At 65.4% G+C, this 23896-nt stretch carries 26 protein-coding genes; 13 read left to right on the plus strand and 13 right to left on the minus strand.

Annotation, left to right across the window (positions count from 1 at the left end; translation table 11 throughout):
* Positions 1 to 410: 410 nt before the first annotated feature.
* A complete protein-coding gene (locus DJ74_RS03300; protein ID WP_094526351.1) occupies positions 411 to 1619 on the minus strand; it encodes a pyridoxal-phosphate dependent enzyme in 1209 nt (402 codons plus the stop codon).
* 196 nt (positions 1620 to 1815) lie between these two features.
* On the opposite strand from DJ74_RS03300, the gene DJ74_RS03305 reads away from it, so the two are divergent.
* Entirely contained in the window at positions 1816 to 2100 is a 285-nt protein-coding gene (locus tag DJ74_RS03305; protein WP_094522126.1) for a hypothetical protein, read from the plus strand.
* 582 nt (positions 2101 to 2682) lie between these two features.
* On the opposite strand, the gene DJ74_RS03310 is transcribed toward DJ74_RS03305, so the two are convergent.
* Positions 2683 to 3129, minus strand: a complete 447-nt coding sequence (locus DJ74_RS03310) for a peptidylprolyl isomerase (RefSeq protein ID WP_249269046.1) — start codon at positions 3127 to 3129, stop codon at positions 2683 to 2685.
* Positions 3130 to 3322: 193 nt separating this feature from the next.
* Between DJ74_RS03310 and DJ74_RS03315 the strand changes: the two genes are divergently transcribed.
* The gene (locus tag DJ74_RS03315; RefSeq protein WP_094526352.1) at positions 3323 to 3940 is read left to right on the plus strand and encodes a GNAT family N-acetyltransferase; all 618 of its coding nucleotides are present in this window, start codon (positions 3323 to 3325) and stop codon (positions 3938 to 3940) included.
* 34 nt (positions 3941 to 3974) lie between these two features.
* Here DJ74_RS03315 and trpB read toward each other — a convergent pair whose 3' ends face one another.
* The gene (gene trpB / locus DJ74_RS03320) at positions 3975 to 5138 is read right to left on the minus strand and encodes a tryptophan synthase subunit beta (protein WP_094522129.1); all 1164 of its coding nucleotides are present in this window, start codon (positions 5136 to 5138) and stop codon (positions 3975 to 3977) included.
* 51 nt (positions 5139 to 5189) lie between these two features.
* On the opposite strand from trpB, the gene DJ74_RS19020 reads away from it, so the two are divergent.
* The 3 genes from DJ74_RS19020 (at position 5190) to arsM (ending at position 6724) form a co-directional block, all read left to right on the plus strand.
* A complete protein-coding gene (locus tag DJ74_RS19020) occupies positions 5190 to 5333 on the plus strand; it encodes a hypothetical protein (protein ID WP_176451299.1) in 144 nt (47 codons plus the stop codon).
* 169 nt (positions 5334 to 5502) lie between these two features.
* A complete protein-coding gene (locus tag DJ74_RS03325; RefSeq protein WP_094526353.1) occupies positions 5503 to 5862 on the plus strand; it encodes a helix-turn-helix transcriptional regulator in 360 nt (119 codons plus the stop codon).
* Positions 5855 to 6724 carry an arsenite methyltransferase gene (arsM, locus tag DJ74_RS03330; protein WP_094526354.1) on the plus strand — a complete coding sequence of 290 codons (870 nt, stop codon included), beginning with the start codon at positions 5855 to 5857 and terminating at the stop codon, positions 6722 to 6724. The genes DJ74_RS03325 and arsM overlap by 8 nt, the downstream gene beginning before the upstream one ends.
* 103 nt (positions 6725 to 6827) lie before the next feature.
* Here the strand turns inward: arsM and DJ74_RS03335 are convergent, their stop codons facing one another.
* The gene (locus tag DJ74_RS03335) at positions 6828 to 7238 is read right to left on the minus strand and encodes a CBS domain-containing protein (protein WP_094526355.1); all 411 of its coding nucleotides are present in this window, start codon (positions 7236 to 7238) and stop codon (positions 6828 to 6830) included.
* Between the two features lie 253 nt (positions 7239 to 7491).
* Between DJ74_RS03335 and DJ74_RS03340 the strand changes: the two genes are divergently transcribed.
* A complete protein-coding gene (locus DJ74_RS03340) occupies positions 7492 to 8997 on the plus strand; it encodes an amidase (protein ID WP_094526356.1) in 1506 nt (501 codons plus the stop codon).
* A gap of 36 nt (positions 8998 to 9033) precedes the next feature.
* Here DJ74_RS03340 and DJ74_RS03345 read toward each other — a convergent pair whose 3' ends face one another.
* Positions 9034 to 9906: a hypothetical protein gene (locus DJ74_RS03345; protein WP_094526357.1), complete on the minus strand. Its 873-nt coding sequence runs from the start codon at positions 9904 to 9906 to the stop codon at positions 9034 to 9036.
* 105 nt (positions 9907 to 10011) lie between these two features.
* Positions 10012 to 11334, minus strand: coding sequence for a nitrous oxide reductase family maturation protein NosD (locus tag DJ74_RS03350; protein ID WP_094526358.1), 1323 nt, complete (start codon positions 11332 to 11334; stop codon positions 10012 to 10014).
* Positions 11335 to 11711: 377 nt separating this feature from the next.
* Between DJ74_RS03350 and DJ74_RS03355 the strand changes: the two genes are divergently transcribed.
* On the plus strand, positions 11712 to 12359 hold the full coding sequence (locus DJ74_RS03355; RefSeq protein WP_094526359.1) for a ribonuclease HI family protein: 648 nt from the start codon (positions 11712 to 11714) through the stop codon (positions 12357 to 12359).
* 17 nt (positions 12360 to 12376) lie between these two features.
* Here the strand turns inward: DJ74_RS03355 and DJ74_RS03360 are convergent, their stop codons facing one another.
* On the minus strand, positions 12377 to 12718 hold the full coding sequence (locus DJ74_RS03360) for a hypothetical protein (RefSeq protein ID WP_094526360.1): 342 nt from the start codon (positions 12716 to 12718) through the stop codon (positions 12377 to 12379).
* Between the two features lie 396 nt (positions 12719 to 13114).
* On the opposite strand from DJ74_RS03360, the gene DJ74_RS03365 reads away from it, so the two are divergent.
* On the plus strand, positions 13115 to 14509 hold the full coding sequence (locus DJ74_RS03365) for a YdiU family protein (protein WP_094526361.1): 1395 nt from the start codon (positions 13115 to 13117) through the stop codon (positions 14507 to 14509).
* Positions 14510 to 14967: 458 nt separating this feature from the next.
* Here DJ74_RS03365 and DJ74_RS03375 read toward each other — a convergent pair whose 3' ends face one another.
* The 3 genes from DJ74_RS03375 to DJ74_RS03385 all read right to left on the minus strand — a co-directional run bounded on the left by DJ74_RS03375 (position 14968) and on the right by DJ74_RS03385 (position 16683).
* A complete protein-coding gene (locus tag DJ74_RS03375) occupies positions 14968 to 15846 on the minus strand; it encodes a CPBP family intramembrane glutamic endopeptidase (protein ID WP_094526362.1) in 879 nt (292 codons plus the stop codon).
* A 148-nt stretch (positions 15847 to 15994) separates the two neighbouring features.
* Positions 15995 to 16333, minus strand: coding sequence for a hypothetical protein (locus tag DJ74_RS03380; RefSeq protein ID WP_249269042.1), 339 nt, complete (start codon positions 16331 to 16333; stop codon positions 15995 to 15997).
* A 2-nt stretch (positions 16334 to 16335) separates the two neighbouring features.
* The gene (locus DJ74_RS03385; RefSeq protein ID WP_094522140.1) at positions 16336 to 16683 is read right to left on the minus strand and encodes a helix-turn-helix domain-containing protein; all 348 of its coding nucleotides are present in this window, start codon (positions 16681 to 16683) and stop codon (positions 16336 to 16338) included.
* 106 nt (positions 16684 to 16789) lie between these two features.
* On the opposite strand from DJ74_RS03385, the gene DJ74_RS03390 reads away from it, so the two are divergent.
* From DJ74_RS03390 to DJ74_RS03410, 5 genes are all read left to right on the plus strand, one after another.
* Complete coding sequence (locus tag DJ74_RS03390) at positions 16790 to 17197, plus strand: hypothetical protein (RefSeq protein WP_094526363.1); 408 nt, start codon at positions 16790 to 16792, stop codon at positions 17195 to 17197.
* Positions 17198 to 17286: 89 nt separating this feature from the next.
* The gene (locus DJ74_RS03395) at positions 17287 to 18087 is read left to right on the plus strand and encodes a CPBP family intramembrane glutamic endopeptidase (protein WP_176451302.1); all 801 of its coding nucleotides are present in this window, start codon (positions 17287 to 17289) and stop codon (positions 18085 to 18087) included.
* 871 nt (positions 18088 to 18958) lie between these two features.
* Positions 18959 to 19705 (plus strand): hypothetical protein, encoded by a 747-nt coding sequence (locus DJ74_RS03400; protein ID WP_141212660.1) that lies wholly within the window; start codon positions 18959 to 18961, stop codon positions 19703 to 19705.
* Positions 19706 to 20050: 345 nt separating this feature from the next.
* Positions 20051 to 20428, plus strand: a complete 378-nt coding sequence (locus DJ74_RS03405) for a YccF domain-containing protein (protein ID WP_094522920.1) — start codon at positions 20051 to 20053, stop codon at positions 20426 to 20428.
* Between the two features lie 292 nt (positions 20429 to 20720).
* Complete coding sequence (locus DJ74_RS03410; RefSeq protein WP_094522922.1) at positions 20721 to 20936, plus strand: hypothetical protein; 216 nt, start codon at positions 20721 to 20723, stop codon at positions 20934 to 20936.
* Between the two features lie 169 nt (positions 20937 to 21105).
* On the opposite strand, the gene DJ74_RS03415 is transcribed toward DJ74_RS03410, so the two are convergent.
* The 3 genes from DJ74_RS03415 to DJ74_RS03425 form a co-directional block, all read right to left on the minus strand.
* Positions 21106 to 22248, minus strand: a complete 1143-nt coding sequence (locus DJ74_RS03415; protein ID WP_094526365.1) for an FAD-dependent monooxygenase — start codon at positions 22246 to 22248, stop codon at positions 21106 to 21108.
* 185 nt (positions 22249 to 22433) lie between these two features.
* Positions 22434 to 23057, minus strand: a complete 624-nt coding sequence (locus DJ74_RS03420; protein ID WP_094526366.1) for a peptide-methionine (S)-S-oxide reductase — start codon at positions 23055 to 23057, stop codon at positions 22434 to 22436.
* Positions 23058 to 23318: 261 nt separating this feature from the next.
* Positions 23319 to 23891, minus strand: coding sequence for a PH domain-containing protein (locus tag DJ74_RS03425; protein ID WP_094522926.1), 573 nt, complete (start codon positions 23889 to 23891; stop codon positions 23319 to 23321).
* Positions 23892 to 23896: the final 5 nt, after the last annotated feature.

The following is a 23896-nucleotide window of genomic DNA, read 5'->3' on the forward strand; positions in this document are numbered from 1 at the left end:
CGATTAGGTAGATTACATTTTGCCTACTGATCGGGCCGTGTGCAGTTCCGATTTCGGCCCTCCATTGGATATTTCATATAATATGTTTATTAATAAAAGAGAGAATAACACGCGTTCAGGACGGTGCTGAAACCATGGTAAGTTCACAGTAAAAACGCCTTCTGGAGGCCTGAAAGCGCCGTTCTCCCCGCTTGTCAGAACGGTGGGCGAACCGGGACGTCCCGGTTCGAACGGTCGCATTCGATAGATTGCGGGCCGTCCGCCGTATTCGATATCGAGGCGGACATTCGCTCGGTGAACCGCCCGGTCAGTCCGAGCGCCTCCGAACGCTCCGACGACGTCACGGGTCGAGTTGAGAAGGTGCGGCCCGCCCGTCGACGGACGTCACACGGCGGTCGTCGCGGACGCCGTCAAGAGGCGCCGAACAGCGAGGCGAGCCGTTCCGGGAGCGACGACCGGTTCGTCCGCTCGGTCGCCACCGACGCGTCGCCGGTCCCGAGCTCTTTGAACCCCGTCCCGGTCGGAACGAGGACGACGGCGTCGTCGTCGTCGATCTCGCCGCGCTCCGACAGCCGGGTCGCGCCCGCGAGCGACGCCGCCGACGCCGGCTCGACGCAGAACCCGCCGTCGACCGCGAACCGCCGCTGCGCGGCTCGTATCTCGTCGTCGTCGACGGAGACGACGGCGCCGGCGGTGTCGCGGACCGCGGCGAGCGCGCGACCGCCGCTCGGCGGGTCCGGGTTCCCGATCGAGTGAGCGATCGTCTCGCCGGTCTCGTCGGGCGCGATGGGCGTCGGGTCGGTCGCGCCCGACTCGAACGCCCGCGTTATCGGGTCTGATGCGGCGGTCTGGACGAGGCACAGCCGCGGGGGGTCGTCGAGGAGTCCGGCGGCCTCGAGGTCGCGGATCCCGCGCCAGAGCCCCGAGGCGAACCCGCCGGAGCTCGTCGGCAGGACGACCGCGTCGGGCGCGTCGGGGGCGAACGCCTCGCAGATCTCGAACATCGCGGTCGCGTATCCGCTTATCCGAGCCGGGGCGTCGCTGACGAGGAACCGGACCGGGAGTTCGTCGGAGAGGTCGAGCGCGTCGCCGTAGAGGGCCCCGTAGTCGCCGTCGACGCGCACGATCGTCGGCTCGTACTGGCCGATGAGCTCGAGTCGGACCGGGGAGATGTCGTCGGGAACGAGGACGACGCACTCCCTGTCGAGGCTCGCGGCGTGGGCGGCGGTGCTCATCGCCATGTTGCCGTACGAGACGGTTCCGACGGCGCCGTCCGCCGCGGCGACCGCGTGCGGGACGGCCGCGGCGCTGCCCCGGTCCTTGTACGCGCCGGTCGGGTGTTCGCCCTCGTCTTTGACGTACACGCGACAGCCCGCGGCGTCGTCGAGGCCCTCGCTCCTGACCAGCGGGGTGCCGCCCGCGGCGCGAGCGACGCCCTCGGGCCGGTCGATCGGCAAGAGCGGCTCGTACCGCCACGCGCCGTCGTACGCCCGGCAGTCCTCCCAGCCGAACGCCGCCGCGTCGGGCTCGAACCAGAGCGGCTCTCCGCAGTCGCAACGGACGCGGAGCGGGTCCCGGTAGCGATCTCCACATCGGTAACACCGCAGTGCGGGAGACATGGAGCGTTCTGCGGCGCGCGGCAACGTATACTCTCCGACCCGCGGAGGCCCTCACCCATCTCGCCGCTCCCGTCAGGCCGCCGCCCGGTACGCGTTCCGCGACCACCGAACGGCACACGGTACACGACCACCGACCGCGATCGCCGGCGAGCGCCGCCGGCACCAGCCTTTTCAGTATTCATCACGAAAAATAAACATGGACGTGGAAGCGGCGATGACCGACGTCTGCGACTGCCAGTACCCCGTCACGTACGACACCGTCGTCGAGGAGTGCGACGACGGCGTCGTCGAGTTCGCGAACGGCGAGACGATGCCGCTTCCGGAGATCCTCGACGTGGTCGACGACGAGCCGGACGCCTTCCGGTCCGAGGCCGAGCTGGAGGAGTTCGTCACCTCGCTGCTCCCGGAGGACGCCGTCGGTCGAAAGGGGTACGACGACCGCGGGCGCGCCGCCGTCGAGTCGGACGAGACCTCGTTCTGACCCCCGGGCCGCCGCTCGTCTCGGCGGGACGACGCAGCCGGACCGGTCGCCTCCGCGCCGAGACGAGCGGCGCGTCCGACGACACCGAGACTCCTGAGGGCTACCGATGGGCGCCGACGCCGACTATCGCGCCACAGCCGGCGCACTCGGAGACGACCAGCGGATCGGACGGGGAATGTCTCACGACCACGTCGGTGACGTCGGTCGGACCGCCGCACCGCCTGCAGAGGACCGGACGGGTGTCTATCATTTGGGTATCAGTACTCCGGAGAGAGCTACGTCGCTGTCGGGGATAACCGCATTCTATGCTTCGTTGTCAGGTCGGAAGGCCGTCCCGAGCGACCCGCGTCCGTCAAAACCGGGCGCGACGCCGCCCGAAGCGAGACCTCGCGAGAGCCGCGCGTCTCTTCTCGCCCGGCCGGCCGGCTCTCCGAGTACGAGACGTATTAAACGGCTGATTACGCGGCGCCCGCATCTCGGGCCGGTTCCGCCGAAGCCCGAGAAGCCCGAGAAGTCCGACCGGGCCATCGTCCCTCGCTCGCCGCCGCTCCCGTCGACCGCCGGAGACGCCTCCGTTCGGGATCAGTTGACGTCGACGATTTCGACGTCGAACGTCAGCGTTTCCCCGGCGAGGCGCGGGTTGAAGTCCACTCGGACGACCTCATCGTCGACGTGGACGACCTCGCCCTGACGGCCGTTCTGAGCCTCGAGATACGAGCCCTCCTCGGGCGTCTGGCCTCCGAGCATCTCGCGGAGCTCGTCGGTGTCGAACGTCTGAATATTCTCGTCGGTTGGCTCGCCGTAGGCCTTCTCCGGCGGGATGGTCAGGGTGTCCGTCTCCCCGGCCTCGAGGCCGATGAGTCCCTCCTCCATCCCCTCGATGACCTGTTCGTCGCCGATTTCGACCGTGAGCGGCGCGTACTCTCGATCGGGCTGGGCCTCGGCGAGGCCCGTCTCCTCGGCGACGGACTGCCGAGAGGTGTCGAACACAGTCTCGTCGTCGAGCCGCCCAGTGTACTCGAGCGTCACAGAATCGCCGGTCTCTATCGTCATACGAACACGAGAGGTGCCAGACGGAAAGTCTGTTGCATCGAGCGCCTGCGGTCGGGACCCGTCCGCGAGCCCCCTGCACCGGTCGGGATTGGCTCGGTGTCAGTCGTCGGTCGGGGAGTTCGACGGAGACCCGTATGTTCAAGCCGACGCGCGAGTACCGTCGCACGTAGTGACGGCTGGATTGCGGCTCCGGACGTACGATCCGCGGGACGAAGCGGCCGTGTGGGCCCTCCACGAGTGGGCGCTCAGGGACGCCGGCGTCGACCCGACCGACGTTCCCGGCACGGACGACCTGAGCGCGGTCGAGGCGTCGTACCTCGACGCCGGGGGCGAGTTCGTCGTCGGCGTCGTCGACGCGACCGATCCCTCGGACGGCCCGGCCGCCCCCACGAACGGCCTGACGGGTCCCGCGGACAGCTCAACCGACGCCGCGGCCGACGCCGCCGAGGCGTCCGAGACCGGTCTCGCCACCCGCGACGGCACGCTCGCGGCGATGGGCGGTTACCTCCCGAACCGCGCCGGCCACGGCGAGGAGCGAGACCGACCCGGCGCGGCCGAGCTCCATCGGATGCGCGTCGCTCCCCCGTACCAGCGACGCGGGTACGGTCGGGCCCTCCTCCGCGAGCTCGAACGCCGCGCGGCCGCCGCCGACTTCGAGACCCTGCTCGCCACGACGTCGACTCGGCAGGCGGCGGCCCTCGAGTTCTACCGCGCGCACGGCTACGAAGAGGCGGCCCGCTCCGTCGCCGGCGCGTACGAGCTCGTTCACTTCGAAAAAGAGCTGTGAGCGCCGACGCGCGCTCCCGTCGCGTCGCCCCGACTCAGTCCGCGAGGTCGAAGTGCTCGGCGGCCGTCTGCATGTCCTTGTCGCCGCGGCCGCAGAGGTTGACCAGCAGCGTGTCGTGGCGGTCGTCCTCGGCGAGCTTGGCGGCCAGCGCGAGGGCGTGCGCCGGCTCCAGGGCCGGGATGATCCCCTCGGCCTCGCTCAGCTCGCGGAACGCGGCCAGCGCCTCGTCGTCGGAGACGGCGTGGTACTCGGCGCGGCCCATCTCCTGTAGCGCCGCGTGTTCCGGCCCGATGGCCGGGTAGTCGAGACCGGCCGACACGGAGTGGTTCTGGGTGTCGTCGCCGATCGTCTTCGTCTTCATCCCCTGGAAGATCCGCGGCTCGTCCTGTTCCGTCTTCGAGAGGGGCGCCGAGTGGTTCTCGTCGTCGATCCCGCCCGGCTCGGCGCCGTAGAACTTGACGTCGTCGTCCTTGAACGCGTGCCAGAGCCCGATCGAGTTCGACCCGCCGCCGACGCACGCCACGCACGCGTCGGGGAGCGACCCGTGCAGCTCTCGGATCTGTTCGCGCGCCTCGGTGCCGATGACGGACTGGAACTCGCGCACCATCCGCGGGAACGGGTCGGGACCGACGACGCTCCCGACGAGGTAGTGGGTCGAGTCGACGTTGGCGGCGAAGTCCTCTAAGGCGGCGTCGACGGCCTCCGCGAGCCCCTCGTTGCCGCGCTCGACCGGCTCCACGTCGGCGCCCATCAGCCGCATCCGGAAGACGTTCATCTCCTGTCGCCGCATGTCGTGGCGGCCCATGTACACCGTCGTGTCCAGGTCGAGGAGGGCGCCGACCATCGCGGTCGCGGTGCCGTGTTGGCCGGCCCCCGTCTCGGCGATCAGCCGCTCTTTCCCGGCTCGCTTGGCCAACAGGGCCTGTCCGAGCGTGTTGTTGAGCTTGTGGGCCCCGCCGTGGAGGAGGTCCTCGTGTTTGAGGTAGATGTCGGCGCCGTATCGCTCGCTCAGCGTTTCCGCGTGAAACACCGGCGTCGGACGACCGGCGAAGTGTTCGAGGAGATGCCGGAGCTCGGCCATGAACTCCTCGTCACCGATCGCGTCCTCGTACGCGGCCGCTAACTCGGCCAGCGGTTCTTCGAGCGGTTCGGGAACGTGACGACCACCGAACTCACCAAACTCGCCAGGTGTGGCCATAACCAATGTGAGGAGTCGGATTTCAAAAAACTACGTGCGGCGGCGGGCGCAGTGTGTGCGATCGCCGGGTGTGGCGGCGTTTCGAGAGCGCGACGCGCCTCCCTGATCACCGTCGTTCACTCGATGGTGACCGTCGCCGGCATCCTCAACCCCCCGGAGACGTTTCGGGTGACGACGACGGTCGGCGGCGAGTGACGCGCGGGCCCCATCGCTCACCCGCTTTCCGCGGGATCGGTCGGCGTGATCCGGAGAACCGGTTCCCGAATCGCGTCGCGGCGGTCGCGACGGGCGTCCCCGTCTCTCCCGGTCGCGAACCGCGGTTTGGGAAACGTATTAGTATTTGGTTGTATAATGTATTGCTAATATGGTGAACGGCGTGACCGCCGACGAGACGGGAGACGAGACCGACGGCTGCTGCGCGTCGCTCGACGGCGCCGACCCGGCGGCGACGGCGACGGACCTCCGGGTCCTGACCGCGATGGGGAACGACACGCGATACGAGCTGCTCCGCCTGATCGCGAGCGACGACGGCGGCGTCTGCGTCTGCGACCTCGAAGCCGGGGTCGGCGTCAGTCAGAGCGCCGTCAGCCAAGCGCTCTCGCGGCTCCGCGACGCGGGGCTGGTGACGCGACGAAAGGAGGGGTCGTGGCGGTACTACGACCTGACCGAGACGGCCGCGGCGCTCCTCGAAACGCTCGACGACGTGCGGGGGACCGATGAGTAACGACGCCGAGGCGCCGGCCGACCGGGACCCCGAGGCGATCCGCGAGATGGTGCGCGAGCGCTACGGCCGGATCGCGTCGGGCGGTCGGGACGGTTCCGACGAGGTCGGCGTCGACGCCACCGACGACGGCTGCTGCGACGGCGGCGTCGCCGACGACGGCTGCTGTGACGGCGACGCTGCCGCGACCGGGAGCGAGCGCCTCGGCTACGACGCGGACGACGTCGCCGCCGTCGCCGACGGCGCCGACCTCGGCCTCGGCTGCGGGAATCCGAAGGCCTTCGCGGAGATGACGCCCGGCGAGACCGTGCTCGACCTCGGCTCCGGCGCGGGGTTCGACTGCTTCCTCGCCGCGCGGGAGGTCGGGACGGAGGGGCGCGTCATCGGCGTCGACATGACGCCGGAGATGGTCTCGAAGGCCAGGGCGAACGCCGAGCGGAACGACGCCGGCAACGTCGAGTTCCGCCTCGGCGAGATCAGCCACCTCCCCGTCGCCGACGCGACCGTCGACGTCGTCATCTCGAACTGCGTCGTCAACCTCGCTCCGGAGAAGCGGTCCGTGTTCGACGACGCCTACCGCGTCCTCGAGCCCGGCGGTCGCGTGGCCGTCTCCGACGTCGTCCAGACCGCGCCCTTCCCGGACGACGTCGAGCGGGACCCGGACTCGCTGACCGGCTGCGTCGCCGGTGCGGCCACCGTCGAGGCGCTCGAATCGATGCTCGACGGCGCCGGCTTCGAGGCGATCGAGATAACGCCCAAGGACGACAGCACCGAGTTCATCAGCGAGTGGGACGCCGACCGCGACCTCGGCGACTACCTCGTCTCCGCCGCCATCGAGGCCCGGAAGCCGACGGACGGCGCCTGACCGACCGGCGCCCGCGTCTCGTCGTCCGACTCGGTCACCGGGACGGCGACCCGGTCCGGGACGCCCCCCGGCTCGGGTCCGAGCCGAACCCGGACTCGGGAGGTCAGTCGGTGCCGCTGCTGGTCATGTACGTCAGCTGCGCCGTGAGGTCCGTCGCCGAGAGCATCCCGACGACCTCGTCGTCCCCGTCGGTGACGGGAAGGTGCTGAATGTCTCCCCGGATCATCTTCACCGCGGCGTCGTAGACCGCGTCCGTCGACGCGACCGTCGTCACGTCGTCCGTCATGTAGTCGGCGACGGTCGCCGAACCGGGAACCCGGCCCGACGAGACGATCTCCGCGAGGTCGGTGGTCGTGAGTACGCCCGCGAGTCCCCCCGACTCGTCGAGGACGACCAAGGACCCGACGCCCTCGGTCAGCAACGTCTCCGCGGCGTGCTCGACGGCGGTGTCGAGCGTCGTCGTCAGCAGGCCGGTGCTCATGAGCTCCGAAACGGGGGTCGACTCCGTCTCCATGTGCAGTGTCAACGCACTGCAACTGTAAACGCATTGCGCTCAGAATCGGGACATACTCAGAGAAAACGTGCTGAACTTCCACTTCCGGACACCGAAACCGTTCAACGGTGACTGTTCGGTGTGTTACGCTCCCGGTCGAGTGGCGGGGCGTGACGCGGGGCGTCCGGTTCGAGGCGTCTCTCGGCGACCGTTCGGTGACCACGTCAAGCGGTAGATTGAGAACGCTGTGTGCGAATTGGTCACGGAAGCCACTATGTCGCCGCCGGACACCGACGACTTCGACCCGATCGAAGCGACCGTCTCGGACGTCCACGCCGCCTACGAGGCGGGAGAGACGACCGCGGAGGCGGTCACCGACGCGTACCTGTCGCGGATCGCGGCGCACGACGACGACCTCAACGCTATCCTCGCGGTGAATCCCGACGCGCTCGACCGCGCGCGGGAACTCGACGCCGCGCTCGACCGCGACGGTCTCGTCGGCCCGTTACACGGGGTCCCCGTCGTTCTCAAGGACAACCAGGACACGCACGACATGCCGACGTCGGCCGGTTCCACGGCGCTCGCCGAGTCACGGCCGAGCCGCGACGCGTCCGTGGTGGCGCGGCTCCGGGAGGCCGGCGCCGTCGTCCTCGCGAAGGCCAACCTCCAGGAGCTCTCCTTCGGCGTCGACACGGTGAGCTCCCTCGGCGGGGCGACGCGGAACGCGTACGACCGCGACCGGCGCCCGTCCGGGTCGAGCGGGGGCACGGCGGCGGCGATCGCGGCGAACTTCGCCGTCGTCGGGACAGGGAGCGACACGTGCTCGTCGGTCCGGTCGCCGCCCGCGTTCAACGACGTCGTCGGCGTCCGGCCCACGATGGGACTGGTCAGCCGGACGGGGATCGTCCCGCTGAGCGAGACGCAGGACACGGCCGGCCCGATCGCGCGGACGGTCGAGGACGCGGCGCGGACCCTCGACGCGATGGCCGGGTACGACCCGGCGGACCCGATCACGGCGCGCGGCGACCGGCGGGTCCCGGACGAAGGGTACGCGGCGCACCTCGACGAGGACGGGCTCGACGGGGCGCGCATCGGGGTCGCTCGGCAGTTCTTCGGCCTCCGGGACGACGAGAGCGCCCCCGAGAGCGCCGCCGAGCGGGTGACGGCGGTCGTCGAGGACGCGATCGCCGAGTTCGAGGCGGCGGGCGCGACGGTCGTCGACCCCGTCGACGTGGTGGACCAGACGCGCCTCGAAAGCGCCCGCGTCCTCGAGTACGAGTTCGCCCGGGACTTCGACGCCTACCTCTCGGAGACGTGCGACGCGGCGTCGCCGGACTCGCTGGCCGAACTCGTCGCGACCGGCGAGCTCCACCCGGCGGTGCGAGCCAGGTTCGAGGGCACCGCGATCCTCGACACCGACGCCGACGCGCTCGACGAGAACACCGGCTACCTGCGGAGCCTCCGGCGGCGGGAGGCGGTCAGGGACGCGACGCTCGCGCGGCTGGCGGACGACGACCTCGACGCGCTGCTGTACCCGCCGTCGCGGATACCGCCGGTCGAGATCCCCGACAACCAGCCGTTCGCGGAGATGAACTGCGAGCTCGCCGCCCACACGGGGCTCCCCGCGATCGTCGTCCCGGCCGGGTTCACTCCGGACGGGCTCCCGGTCGGCGTCGAGCTCCTCGGGCGGGAGTTCGCCGAGCAGCGGCTGTTCGAGCTCGCGTACGCCTTCGAACGGGCCACCGATCACCGGCGGCCGCCGGCTCGGTTCGACGGGTAGCGACCGTCCGGGTCGGGAGACGCGGCCCGGCTCCGCTCACCGCTCCACGAACTCCGCGACCGACCGCGCGAGGTCGCTTCGCGGCGTTTCGAGCCGGTAACAGGCCGCGCCGCTCACCGCCGATCGGAGGATCGGTCGACGGTCGACGCCGCGGTCGTCGATCGCCTCGCGCGTCCGCGACTCCGTGATCCACCCGGCCAGCGACTTGTCGACGAGATCGATCAGCGTCGCGGCGGCGTCTTCGGGCGGTATCGGCTCCGGGCTCCCCGCGGGCGGCTCGTGGGAAGCGACCACCAGCACCTCGTCGAGTTCGATCCGCTCGGGCACGCTCTCGGTGACCGATCGCCGCGGCACGTCCGCCGCGTCGGGCCAGAGCCTGACGCGTTCGGTCGAGGCCTCCTCCGACCGGAGCCACCGCTCGATTGCGGCGACGTCGCGCGGGAGGTTCAGGTACCGCGGGAACGGGTACACCCGGCCGTCGTGGAAGACGAGGAGGTCGTCCGCGAGCAGTCGGTAGCCCCGCTCCCGAGCGAGCCGGAACGAGGCCGCGGACTTCCCGCAGCCGCTCGGTCCGAACAGGCCGACGCCGCTCCCGTCCGGCGCCCGGAACGCGCTGCCGAAGGCCAGCGTCGCCTCCCGCCGCAAGAGCAATGCCTGGACGGCCGACAGCAGTATCTTAGTGAACCGCACCGGTTCGGTCGCGGCGTCCTTCTCCACGGTCATCGACGGCGGCACCGTCACGACGACGCGGCGACCGGTCCACTCGACGGTAGGCGCGCCCGCCTCGCCCCGCCGAACGACGATGTCTCCGCCCTCATCCGACCGCCGCGGCGGGACGTCGACGAGGCACAGTTCGAACTCGGAGTCGACGGTCACGAACCCGCTCAGGTCGTAGGTGTACGACGCCATCTCAGTCCGTTTCGGTCGATCGAAACCGCGCCGGAGCGCTCGGGCGCACGCCGCCGCTCCCGAACCCGGAGCGCGGCGACGCCCGGTCCCGGCGCTCTCGCGCTCTTATGTCCCGCCTTTACCGTTGCCGCGCCCCCGACCATTCCCGCCGTTCCCGCCGCCTCCGCCGTTGCCGCCGCCGCCTCCGCCCCGGCCGTTGCCCTTCCCCTTCGGGCCCGGCGGGTTGCGGAGGAACGGCTCGAACGCGACGTTCCCGACGACGTCGCTGCGATCGTCGTCGTCCGCGTCCTGATTGAAATCAGCCTCCTCGGGCCCGTCCTCGCTGCCCCACCAGTTGTTCTTCGCGTCGACCTCGGGATCGTCCGACGGGTCTCTGCTCCCGCCATCGGTCCCGTTCCGGTTGTTGAGGCCGACGGCGACGAGGAACCGATTGGCCCGGAACGTCAGGCCGCTCCCGTCCCCGTCGATCTTCACGGCCTCCGGCAGGATCGTCTCCGCGCTGGTGACCTCCTCGATCACGTTGTGGTTGATGACGGTGTCAGCCGTGGCCGGCGAGGCGATATTGATCCCCTGCGCGAAGGTGAACCCGAAGTCGACACCGTCGTCCGGGTCTGAGTCGGTGTCGTCCGCGGCGACGAGATCCCTGATCTCGTTGTTGTTGATCGTGACGCCGTCCGTCTCGTGTTGGACGACGATGCCGAGCGGCGAGATGTCGCTCTCGATCCCCTCGATCGTGTTGTTGTTCACGGTCGTCTCCGTGATCGTCCCCGGATCGCTGTTGTCGGCGTCGAACAGGATGCCGTTGACGGTCGGGAATCTCGAATCGTCCGTCGTCTCCTGATCGAGGTTCCGGATCGTGTTATTGACGATCGAGATGTCGTCGTGGTCGCCCTGTCCGACGATGATCCCCGTCACGCCGCGGAGTCCGGTCGGTCCGACGTCCTCGACCGTGTTATTCTCGATCGTCGCGCCGTCGTAGTCCTTCTGGACCTTGATTCCAAGGAGTCCGTCGGGGTTCGTGACGGTAAATCCCGTGATCGTCACGTCGTCGGCCGCGATGCTGACCGCGGCGCTGCTACCGTTCTCGTCCTCCCCGTTATCGGTACCGCCGTCGCCCGCGCCCTGGATCGTCGGGTCCCCGTCCGCTTCGAGCGTCACGCCGACGTCGACTACTACCGGATCGTACGTCTTGTCGTCCGTCACGACGATCGTGTCGCCGTCGGTGGCGCCGTTGATGGCGGTCTGGAGCGCCCCGCCGCCCCCGCTGACCGACGCCGTGTCGGCGGCGGCCGAGCCGACGCCGCCGAGCCCGAGCGCGGCGACGCCCGCGCCGACGCCGAGTCCGCGGAGGACGCGTCGCCGGTCCAGCGTCCGCGTTTCCCGTTTCGATACCCCTGTCGCCTCCGTGTCGGGCTTGTTCCGTGTCATGGTTTCCTCGCCGCGCCGTAGACCTCAGATATTAGTTACGGATAAAAGACATAAGTCCTCGGGTGCCTCCCCCGACGTGGCCGGCGAACGCTTGCGTGCGGGACGGATGGAGGAGGAACGCCCGCCTCTGACTCTCGCAAGACAGACTGCAATAGTGTACGGTACGCTACAACTCCAGAGCGATCACGACCGTCTCGAACGGGTGAGTGCGCGACCGTCCTTGCGGCTCGGTCGCTGGTGCGAGGCGACGCCGGCGCCCCGGCCGACGACGACGGACCGTTCCGACCCGCGCTCTTTTGCCCGTTCCGCCCGACGTACGCGTAGCGATGAGCAATGCGACGAACCGGCGGCGACGGCGAGCGCGGGGCGACCCGTAGATGGACCGCTTACCGACCGCGACGCTGTCGCCGCTCGCCGGCCGGGTCGACGCGGTGCTCGCCCTGTACGACTACGAGATCGGGCCCGCCATCGACGCGGTCGACGCGGCCGTCGACGGGTTCGGAGGGCTGTTCGACCCCGGAACGACCGACGACGAGGTCCGGACGGCCGTCGACGAGGTGCTCGCCGGCGACCCGCCGCCCGCGAGGGAGGGGTGCGAGCGCGCCGACGACGCCGGCGTCGTGCTCTACGTCGACGGGAGTTCGCGCGGGAACCCCGGACCGGCCGGCGCGGGCGCCGTGCTCCGAGCCGGCGGCGAGCCGTTCGCCGCGCTCGGGCGGCCGGTCGGGTCGCGGGCGGAGAACAACACCGCGGAGTACGCGGCGCTCCACCTCGGGCTCGAAGCGCTCGTCTCCCGGTGCGACCCGGTCGCGGTCGAGGTGCGCATCGACTCGATGACGGTGATCGACGACGTCTGGCGTGACGGCGACGGGGTCGCCGCCGCGGCGCCGTACCGTCCGGCGATCGTGGATCACCTGTCCGCGCTGTCGGCGTGCGAGTGGACCCACCTCGCCGACCACGAGCCGAACCCGGCCGACGCCCGGGCCGCGGTCGGAGCGGACATCGCCGCGCTCGGCCCGGGCTGACGGCTCACCGGTCGGACTCAGTCCGTCTCGGGGGAGACGACCTCGTCCGTCCCGTCCGGTCCGTCGAGTCGCACGACGTGGCGCGTGTGGCGCGCGTGGGTGGTCGCCCAGCGCCGCGCGGGGCGTTCCGACAGGAACTGGTCGCCGTCCGGACAGCGCTGGCACCGAACGACCCACGGGGTCACGTCGTCCGGGAAGTGGCCGGTGTGTCGTTCGTGATCGAGCGCGAACTGCTCGACCGCGCGGTTGCCGGCGTGTAGGTCGTCGAGTTCGTGGTCGAGCTTCCACTCGCGGTCACAGCGGGTACACGAGACGGTCGGGAGGCCGACATCGTCGGGATCGAACGCGTCGTCAGTCACGGCTGGGTGTTACGCTCTACGCACTTGAACGCCGGACACGTCCCGGACCCGATGCGTCCGGACCGGTCGCGCGGGAAGGGAGCGGTCTCAGAACGGAGCGCGGGCTAAACAGGACGGGACAGCGGCGGCGCTCTCACCGCCGACGGAAGCATCAACAACCGTCTTCGGCTCTGTTGAAATCCGTAGGAAGTGATAGATGCTGTTCCGCTGCGGTCGGTATCGCGAACTTACGGACCGAAGCCGGACTACTCCTCTCCCGCTTCTGTGAGGAACGCCATGCGAGATACAGAGCGTGTATGCGACACACGCCAATTTGAACCTCTCTGATCGATCGGTTCTTAACATTTCCAAGGACAAGATTATTAAAGCAAGCAAGATAATACGATATGAAACTAAATGTCCTTTTCATTTGACACCACTTACAAAGATTTAGACTCAAACCTCTATTCGAGGGTAACGCCAAAAAGTATCGCTGATCCCAACGTGTTGCTTCTCAATGACGAGCTGTGTGCTGATCTCGGATTGGATACGGCGAAGCTCAATGCTAAGATTCTAGCGGGCCAAGACTGCTTGGAAGAACCTATCGCCCAAGCGTATGCGGGCCACCAGTATGGGAGTTTTACCATCTTGGGCGATGGGAGAGCGATGATACTCGGCGAGCATGTACACGATGGTAATAGATACGATATTCAACTGAAGGGGGCCGGTCGAACGCCGTACTCCGGAAGAGGCGATGGCAACGCAACGATCAGCTCGATGCTCAGAGAGTATCTGTATTCGTATGCGATGCGGAATTTAAATATCAAAACATCGAGAAGCCTGGCAGTCGTCGAAACTGACGAAGCAGTCGAACGACGACGGACAGAGCCCGGAGCCGTCCTTGTCCGAGTGATGAACAGCCACATTCGGTACGGGACCTTCCAGTACGTCGCAGGTCAAGGATCCGACGAACTACGGCGATTCACTGACTACGTTATTGACAGGCACTACCCGCGGCTAAATGAAGCGGATCGCACATACCTCGAGTTCTTCGATGCAGTCATGCAGTCATCGATCGAGATGGTTGTCGACTGGTTGCGTGTCGGATTCATCCACGGCGTCATGAATACGGACAACATGAGTATCGACGGAGAGACATTTGATTACGGACCCTGTGCCTTCATAAATTACTATGATGAGGAGACGGTCTTCAGCTCGATCGATAAGCACGGGCGATACGCATTCGGAAACCAGCGACCCATCTTGCGGTGGAATCTCGAACGGTTCGCAGAGGCACTCCAACCGCTGTGTACAGAATCAGCGCTCGCGTACGATGAACTCGAAGTCAAACTAGACGAATTTGAGGATCGATTCGATGCGCAATACGACGCGATGATGCGGAAGAAACTGGGGATCAACTCAGATGGCGAGGAGGAACTGGTCGATGAATTCTTGGAGTGGCTTCGCAAATCGAACGCGGACTACACCAATACGTTCCTCGAGTTAGAGACGCCCGGTACGTTTGATGACCCAGTGTTTGCAACTGCAGAATTCGAGCGGCTCAGGAATAAGTTGGCTGCTGTCGGCCTAGATGAGAAGTTGATGCAGGAAGCCAATCCGCGGTATGTCCCCCGCAACTACCTGGTTGAAGAGGCGCTGGATGAGTATCTCGAAACCGGGGATCTATCCAAATTCAAGGGGTTATTGACCGTGTTGGAAAACCCCTATACCTCGAAGGACGTGGATTCGCAGTTCCAGCAACCACCGCCACAAGAGTTCGATGCAGAGTATACGACCTACTGTAATACTTGAGGGGATATTATCAAAAGGATACCATCGCAAACCGTCAGTAAGGCTGGCCGATCCGTAGCTCCGCGGGGAGTATGAGTTTCCTCGCGGGTTGGGGGGCGCGTATCTTGCAGCGAGGTGAGCGGTAGAGACCGGAGGAGTACCGACCACCTCCCCCTCTTCTCACCGCGACAGCGCCGAGCGTTCTTCGTGGAGCCGAGGTGCGCTCCCGAAACAGTACCAGAACCGGCGGACGCGAACGTGACACTCGTCACCGAACCACCGGAGACGGTCGCTGTTGATCGGGTCTCCTGGTATGCTCCCGAGTGGCGGGTCAGGCGGCGGAACGCCAGGCTTCTCTCCCCGCTCGAAGACGAAGGGATCGAACCACTCGCTGAATCCGCTCTGCTCCGGGTTGACATCCTCTTCCGCGTAAACACGGAGGAATCCCGAGCGGTGGGAGTTTCAGGTTCGCAGTCTAATTACGACACTTCGGTAATCTCGGTCTGGGCGTCCCCGATAGCGTTTGTCATACTGGAGCCAGCCGAGAGCGTGTCTCGCCCGTATCGAAACAGCAGCAGGAGGGCGACGACCCAGACAGCGGGGACCAGAACCAGGTACGGTGAGACGTCAATCAGTGAGAGATCCCCAACGAATGCCGTACCAATACCTGGGGCCGCGTTGACCCCGCCGTGGAAGAGCATCGCCAACAGGACACTCCCGTCTGTGCTGTTGTACAGCCAGGTGAGGATGATCGAAATCCCGACGACGAGCAGTGTGTACAGTGCGAACGAAGAGGTGTAGCCCGGGATCTCGAACGCGAACGCGGGCAGGTGCCATACCGCCCAGACAAGGCCGACGATAACGCTCGTGGTTAGCGCGTCGAAGCGATCCTGAAGCGCCGGGACCGCAAATCCACGCCACCCGAACTCCTCCTGGCCACCGCCGAGCAACGATGTAATTAGCACCGTGACCGGATACATCGCTGCTACTTGCGGCAGGCGATCTGTGGTAAATTGCCCCGTACTGATCGCGAGCCCGACTCCGAGTACGAGCGCGAGTACGAGCGCGAGTCCAAGGGTAATACCGTACCAGCGTCTTTCGATGTGCCAGTCCAGGCCGTCGGTCAGCCACTCCCGAACTGACTCCCCCTGGACCCACAGTACGACCACCGCCGCGATGGCGGGGCCGAACGCCCCCGGCATCATGACGACACTCGTCGCGGAGGGGATCACCAGAAACAGCGGAATCCAGGCCCCCCACGAGATGGCGACTGCCAGGAGGAAAAACGCCCCAGTCGGGTGTGAGTCGATTAGCGATGCGACACGCCGGCGACGGTGTGTCGTTGAACTCTGCGTCATCACCCGGAGGGTGGAACGGGGTATAAAAAACACGTCCAGCAGGACTTCACTCGTTGAAGCGGGACGATTTCACTACGGCTGTAGCTATCGGGTCTCTCGCCCGAGGACCTACTGTAGCGACGGTCGCGGATTCGCTGGAGAATCACTGCTATGAACGGAGGCCATAGACGATACACGAGAGACCAACGACTTCGAACGTCTGGTTGACGACCGACACGACCACCCGACCACCTGTGACGGGGAGTGCCAGATACACCAGTGTGATCGCGAGGGGAACACCAAGCGCGAGGGCGAAGCCAAGCGAAACGAACAGCATGGGCCGACTTCGGTTGCGGCGATACCCTCGATAGGCGAGATAGGCGATGAACACTCCGAGCGCTGCCCCCAACAGTTCGTACGCCAACAGCCCCGTCTGAATGGTTCCCGATAGTTCGCTACCGACTTGTAGGACGAGTTTTGCCAGGCCCCTGGGCATTGCTTCGAACACTGTTACATCTCCTCTACGAGCCGCGTGAACCGGTCGGCCATCCGTTCTCGCCGAGTGATCTGCATCGAGAGCGACCCCTCTTCGAGACCGATCGTGATGCGGTCCAAGTTCGGTTCATACACCTGTCGGTGGTGGCCACCGTCTGGATCCGGACGGGTCTGTTCAACGACGAAATCGGCTTCCTGAAGCCCTTCGAGGCGGCGGTAAATCGTCGGTCCCGACGCCTCACAGCGCTCTTTCAGTGCGGTTGCAGACATGGGTTCCCGGCTCGTTTCGGTGAGGATCTCTCGAACCGTCTGATCTTCGAGGAGACCGGCAACAGTCTCGATTTCGGGGTCATCCTCACTCATTGACACCATTTGCGACCACGGGGAGTAAAGAGGTGGCGAACGCTTCAGGGAGTGAAGGACTGCTCGCACGCCTTTTTGACTTCCCCTTGAAGCATGGGGTGTGACAATGGAAGTACCACCGAACATCGACGACGCACGGATGGTATCGTTCGTGACCCGCTTCGCCGGCAATGACGCTCCGAGTCGCGTACTGTCCGCTGGTAGTCTCGCGATGGTCCTGTTGAGTGCGGTCGGAAGCGTCATCGCCTACGGGAGGCTCGCGGAGCAGCTGCGGATTCACTGGACGCTCGGGATGGGACCGTACTACGGGCCGGAGTTTGCCTCCACTCCACTCATCCTGACCTTGTTCCCAGTGCTCGTGGCCGCGACGGCAGTTCTCGCGTGCGCGCTTGACGCGCTGTTGCACGACACCGCCGAGTTCGGTGCCATCCGCCCATACTACGTCGTCGCCGTGCTGGGCACACTCGGCGTCCTGCTCGGCTCCCAGATATTGCTCGTTGTCGCCAACCTGTGAGTATGACGAGTAATCAGTCGAATACGTCAAGCTCAGTGGCCCAGTGGTCGCCCACCTTTCAATGCGGTATCTGGCCCGCAGTCGGACTGGTGCTTGCGTTCACTATCTGGGTGATGATTTCGACGACCACGTTCACCTGGCTGTTCGGAGATGACGCCTCGGTCCTCGTTGAATCGCTCTGGACTATCCCGTCCGGTCTCGTCCAGTTCGGCATCGTCGCAGCGGTGTACCGCTATGATGGCGTTACGCTCAACGAGATCGGGCTGTCACGACGACTCCTTCGGCCTGCGGCGATCGCGGTCGTCGGTGTCATCGTTGTCATTAACGCAGTCGTTGTCGGGATGGGCCTTCTTGCGGGCAACGAGATATCGTTCGGGGTGTACGCGTTCTATCAGTCGGACCCGTTCAACTTCTCGGCGACCGTTATCGCTGCTGGGGCGTTCACCACCTACGCGTTCACCGGACCGGTCGAGGAGCTGGCGTTCCGTGGCTACCTACAGAACAAACTGATTTCGCTCTTCGAGTTCAGCTCTCTCCGGGTTCGCACGGCGATCAGTATCGTGGTGACCGGTGTGATCTTCTCAGCGCTCCATATCCCGGTTGAGCTTCTGGTCAACGGAACGCCCGTTTCGCAGCTCGCTGGGACGCTGGTGCTGCTCGCTCTGTCGGGGACGATCTTTGGCACGATCTACGCGCTCACGCAGAACCTCTATCTCGTTGTCTTCCTCCACGGGGTCGGTAATTTCTGGCCGCTCATGGTCGATCCAGGGCAAGGGATCTGGCCGAATTATATCGCGTTGCTTCTCGTCTATCTTGCGCTCATCGTCGTTTACCGATGGGTTGCGGTTCGGGCGTCCGTCCCTACGCCGTCGCTGGCGGCGGCAAACTAACTTCCTCTATATTCAGCGGGCATAGGGTTGACTTGTTACCGATACGTCGCCGTTCGGTTCGGGGGAACAGCGTTCTTGTGGTGGATGACGATTAACTATCATCGATCGAATGAATGGGCACAGCGGCATCGACAATCGTTGACCACGCGGCACACCCGCGAGGATGTGCTCACGGCCCGAGAGTTTGCGCTTCTCTTGGAAGGGTGTAGTTCACTGCCAGAGCCGCGTGACTTGCAGACGCGGACCGTGTGTCTGGCCGCTGGCCAACTCTGATTGCGTGCTGGACTGTTGGAGGCGGGTGTTGACGTCGGGGCGACATCGGCCGTTTCTTCGGTGTTGCTGCTGGCTCTCACGTTGATGATGACCGCGGTGGCTTCGAGGTCAGGGGGGCGCTCGACTACGATGGGTGCGTGCTTCTTGACTCGGGGTCAATATGTCACCAAATTATAATCCGCCGCCGGAAGTATTTGAAGGGCTGATTAGTATCGCTCATCCACCCCGGTGCTGCGCTGTCTGATCGGCACGAATCCTGAAAAGTAGCTCAATTACGACGGTCAACACTACGATGGGTGCGACAAGTCGGCTACTGCACTCGCCCAGCCTGGATTGAACGCGCTCCCGATGCTGAACTTATCCTCTGTATCCGGCAGTCAGTTCCTGTCAGCATCTGAAGATTTCAACAGAGTCGAAAATAGGAAATTTTGTCCTACTAATCAGTCAGTCATCCTACTGTCGTCGATGAATTTGAACTCCGGCCGGCTCGGAGTTTCCCAATATTAAGATAATGTTTATCATGACCGCTCGTGAGACGTGTCTATGGCGACACCGACTGGCGAACTCGAGTTGAGTATCCGGGGAGCACTCTCGTAATATGGGGACACTCGTCCTCGACATCGAAACCGCGAGCCCCTTCGAGGAACCACCCGAGAACTCGAACGACACGGAATACTACGAGTTGGTTGCCGTCGGTCTCGCGTACGCGGACGGTCTCGAGACGACGCCGGAAACCGCGGTACCGTTCCGTCGTGGGGACTGGGAAGCCACTCACACGACCGACCTCTACCAGCGAATGTTCGAGTGGTGTGACGAACGGGACGTCGACCGCCTCCTCACCTACAACGGTGCTTGGTTCGACGGGAAACACCTCCTCAACTGGGCTCGAGAGATAGACGCCGCGACAGGTCACGGGTTCTTCGACCGGACCGAGGCACTGTTCGAAAACCACGTCGACGTCGCCCTCGCCGCGGCCGACGAATACGCCGACGAACTCTGGGACGATCAGCAGATCCTCCCCGACTGGAAAGCATACGACCTCGGCGGCGTAGACAACGATAGCGTCTGGTACGACGACTACGAGTTCCCGGACCCGTACCTCTCAGAGATAGACGGGAGCGGCGTCCAAGGCAAACACGTCGGGCAGGTGCTCGGCGAGCGATACGTCGACAACGTCGCCGCCGGCATCGAGGGGACCAGCGTCCACCGAGAGCTCACCCGACTCCTCGAAGATTACTGCCTGAGTGACGTCGCCGACCTCATCGAACTGTACACGACGCTCGGCGGTCCCTCGCTTGACGAGACGTATCGTCGGACGGCAACGGAAATCGACGACGACGCTTGAACGTATCAGAGTACGGGGTGATGTCCGGGCTCTGTTCGCGTATTGACGGAGTTGCGCACTGAGTCACGACCCATCCGTCGCATCCGGCACCTCTCCTCCCGGCAACCGGCGCGAACGAGCGTGTTTTGCCGCCGCGAAACGCGCCGTCCTCGGAGACAGTCACCCGCTTGGTTTTGTCCCAGTCCGCAGGTTCCGTCGGTAGTCACCCGACGCCTAGTACATCTCTGCTCGTTCCGCTTCGGTCGTCGTCTCGTGTACCTCCGCGTCGTAGAACGGAAGATCCGCTTTTCAGGGACCGCCGGGATCGACGACACGGATTTACTACGTGGGGGTCTATTCCGAGCAATGGCACAACGATCCCTCCTCGTTCGCGCGCTGTGGTTCGTGTTCGTCGGCTGGTGGGCGACACCGATCGTCGTCAACACCGCGTGGCTGCTCAACGTCACGGTCGTCCTGCTCCCGGTCGGCATCAAGCTGATCAACCTCGTGCCGACGGTGCTCACGCTCGCGGAGCCGCGGTCGCTTTCGGCGCCCGAGTCGGCGCGGGGGCAACGCTCGCTCGCCGTCCGAGCGATCTACTTCATCCTCGTCGGCTGGTGGCTGAGCCTGCTGTGGGCGAACGCGGCGTCGTTCCTCGCGGTCACGGTCGTGGGGCTCCCGGTCGCGATCTGGATGCTCAACCGGCTGCCGTACGTCACGTCGCTGTACCGGTTTCACGGGTGACGCCGGCGGTCGCTGCCCGGTCGCCGAGATGCGGATTCGCCTGCCGCAACCCGCCTGCTGTGTGTGACGCTGACACAGACCGGGCCACGTGACCGGCATGCGCGCTGTATTCAGCATCGCTTTGCAAGGCGGCCCCCAGCGGAGAACTGCAACAGCGCCGGGGTCCGAGGGCCTGACAGACCCGCGATTCATCGGTTCCATTTCGGCGGATGTGATCGCGTCAGACAGCCGTCTCGACGGAAACCGGAATCGGAATTCAAATAGCCGTCTCGCTGTAACAACAGGTGTTCAAATGACAGAGGATAGCAGTTCCGGGCGCGTTCCCAGCCAACCCGTCGTCGTCCAAGAGAATACCCATCAGAACGAGATACCGGAGAATATCGACTCGGAGCTGTATTCGGCAGACAGTCCCGACAATTCGTTCCACGAATTCAAGATCGAGCGGGGAGACGACCTCGTAGAAGCGCTTCGAGAGAACGGCTACACGGTGGAGTTCAGAGACCGGTAGCGTTCGACTTTGGACGCCGTTGAAACCAGTCGAAGCGGATAGGGTCGGTGGTCGGAATACGGAGGCCCGTCTGGCCCGTGAGTAAGTGCGTCGGCTTCTACCCGTTGCCGGTCCGCTCGACGACCGGTGACGCGCGGCGCTCGTTCGGGCGGTCACTCCGAGCCACCGATCAGTCCAGGTTCAGCCGCACGTCACCCATCTGTTTCCCGCGGGCAACGAGGGTGGTGCCGTACTCGGTGCGTGTTCGACCCCATGCTTCGAGCGCGTCGTCGACCGACCCGTGGCTCGCAAGTGCGTCGGCGAGCGCGGTCGCATCGCCAGCCGCCTTCGCCGTCCCGGCGGCCGTGTGCGGCCGGGCAACGAACGCGGCGTCACCGAGCAGACACGCCCGACCCGCGACCATCGCCGGCACCGTCAGGTCGTAGATCGCCTGTACGAAGAGTTCCGGCGTCTCGCCCACGAGCGTCTCGAACACGGGCGGAAGCGTCGCTGCGCGCTCTCGCTGTCGGCGACCCACCGGTTCGCGCAACCGACCCGGTGAGACGGAGAACCGTCGTTCGGTATCGCTCGTATCCGTGAATATCGCACGCCGGTCCCGCCCGTCTAGCGTGTCGTACCACACCCAGTTGAGTCGACGCGATCCTCGTTCGGTCTCGCCGTCCGGGCCCGGGATGAAATACGCGAGGATGAGCTGATCGGTCCCTTGGTAGAACGTGAAGGTCCCGTCGAAGGCCTCGACACACCCGGCCGGAAGGGCCGCTTCGTCGACGACGCCACGCCACGCGACGTAGGATGCGAACTCCGGTTCCACGTTGGGATGCAGGTGAGCGCGCGTCGTCGACTGGCCGCCCTCCGCGGAGACGACTACGTCGGCAGTCCGTTCCGTCCCGTCATCGATCGTTACGGTCGCCGTCTCGGGCGTCACGGCTGTGACCGCTGTCCCCGTCCGGTATCGCTCGTCGGGGAAGGCGTCGCGGAGCTGTCGATAGAGCGCGTCCCACGACGTGAACACCATCGTCTCGGACACGGCGCGTTCGACGTCACCGCTCTCATCGAGAAACCGGCGCTCGTGAGACCGCGTCGTGATCGCTTCCGGGTCGACGAGGTCGTGATCGCCGAGAAACCGTCGGATGTTCCGTTGGGCGACGATCCCGCCGCCGCGGCTTTTGAGCGCACCTGCCGACCGCTCGTATATCGTCGGACGGTGGCCCGACCGTGCGAGCGCAATACCCGTGAAGAGCCCCCCCATCGATCCGCCGGAGATGAGGACGTCGAGACCGGAACCGGACTGATGGGACCGTTCGTTAGACACACTGGTCCGTTACTGCGTGACAGGTGAAAGCCTACGGATCCGCCGATACGGCGTGGCTTCCTGCGCCGCTTGCCGTTTCACGTCGGGCGTGACCGTGTCGGAACCGTCGCCGTCGGCGACCCGCGTCCGCTGTTCGACCGACTCTCCGTCGACGGCGCTGGCCGTCGGTAACAAATTCGCGAGGTCTAGGCCGTCCCGCGGTCGGATATCGGTAGTTCCTCGGCAATGGCAACATCGTGTCCGGCGGCGTACCCGTTCAGCGTGGCAGCGAGCGGCGATTCACGCAACTCGTCGTCGCCGTATCCCGCCGCCTCGAACGCGTCCGTGAGCGAGGAGACGGACCGAAGCTTGTACTTCTGATGGTAGTCCTCAGCGGGATAGAAGCGCGAGAGCTGTTCGATGCGTGTGCCGATTCCGTCGGCGGTGAGCCCTCGCGTAGCGAGGAACTCATCGAGGACCGCTCGTTGGTCGTCCGTCTCGGCTAACACGATACTCTGATACTGTGTTTTCTTCGTCTGGTGCTGCGGGTTATGCGACGTGAACACCCGATTCAGAAGGTCTCGATACGCTACCGCGTCGGGATCGAACTCGACTTGCACCACTTCCGTGTGGTCGCCTAACGAGCGATACGTCGGATCGATTTTTGTTCCGCCGGCGTAGCCGACGCGAGTGCGAACGACGCCGTCCATCGCACCGAACTGGGCGTCGGGCCCCCAGAAACAGCCGATCCCGAACGTCGCCGTGGCAGTCTCCGCACTATCCATCGCGCGGCGGTCGTACTCGCGTATCTGTGTTTGTGTGAGCGTCATCGGGGTCACCAGTCTGGAGAGTCGCCGAAGCGCGGGTCGTGGATCCCACCGCATCTACCACCATTCAGGCTCGCAGACGTATATGCTGAGTGTCGGTCTCGCTGCGCAGTTGCCGCGGAAAGACGCTCTTGCTGTCGTGAGTTGCCAGAAGCAATTATTCGACCGTCCGTCCTCGCTCGTCTCCTCGCCACGCTCACTCGGCGCCCGTCGAGTCGGGCACGTCACAGGGATACCGTCTACTCTCTGGCCTTTCCCGAACGACTACTCTTCGAGAGAGCTGCGAAGCGCTCGTATCTCGTCACGAATTTGCCGCCACTGCGTCAGATCTCCGGGGATGCCGGATTCCCGTCGACCGTCTCCACCGAGACCGTCGTCGTTCGCTGCCGTTCGATCGACGAGTGCCCGGATGGCACGAGGGTCTTCGATCGCCCGGAACGAGAGGTCGTCCCCGCCAGCGATTTCGAACGTCACTGAGCCGTATCCGAAAATCGACCCCGTGATGTCCTGCTCGAAGGAGCTGTTCTGGACGGTTTCGAGGTTCGCCTGTGTCACAGACCGGGTCAACACGCCGCGTTTCACGTAGAGTGCTTCCTCCGTTATCACGTACTGCACGCCTTGGAGAGCGAAATAGTTCCAAAGCGGGATCGCCGCTCCGAGTGGAACGACCGCGAGGAAGAGCGGGGTCCCTCTGGCAACGCTGACCACGATTCCGGAGACGATGAGGAGAACGCCGACCACGACTGCTGGAAGGACGGTAGTGACCCGCGGGCGGCCGGACCATTCGACCGATTCGGTGGTGTCGAGCGGGATCGCCGGATCTATCGAATCCGTCATGGCTG

The sequence above is a fragment of the Halorubrum sp. Ea8 genome, assembly GCF_002252925.1.
GTDB lineage: Archaea > Halobacteriota > Halobacteria > Halobacteriales > Haloferacaceae > Halorubrum.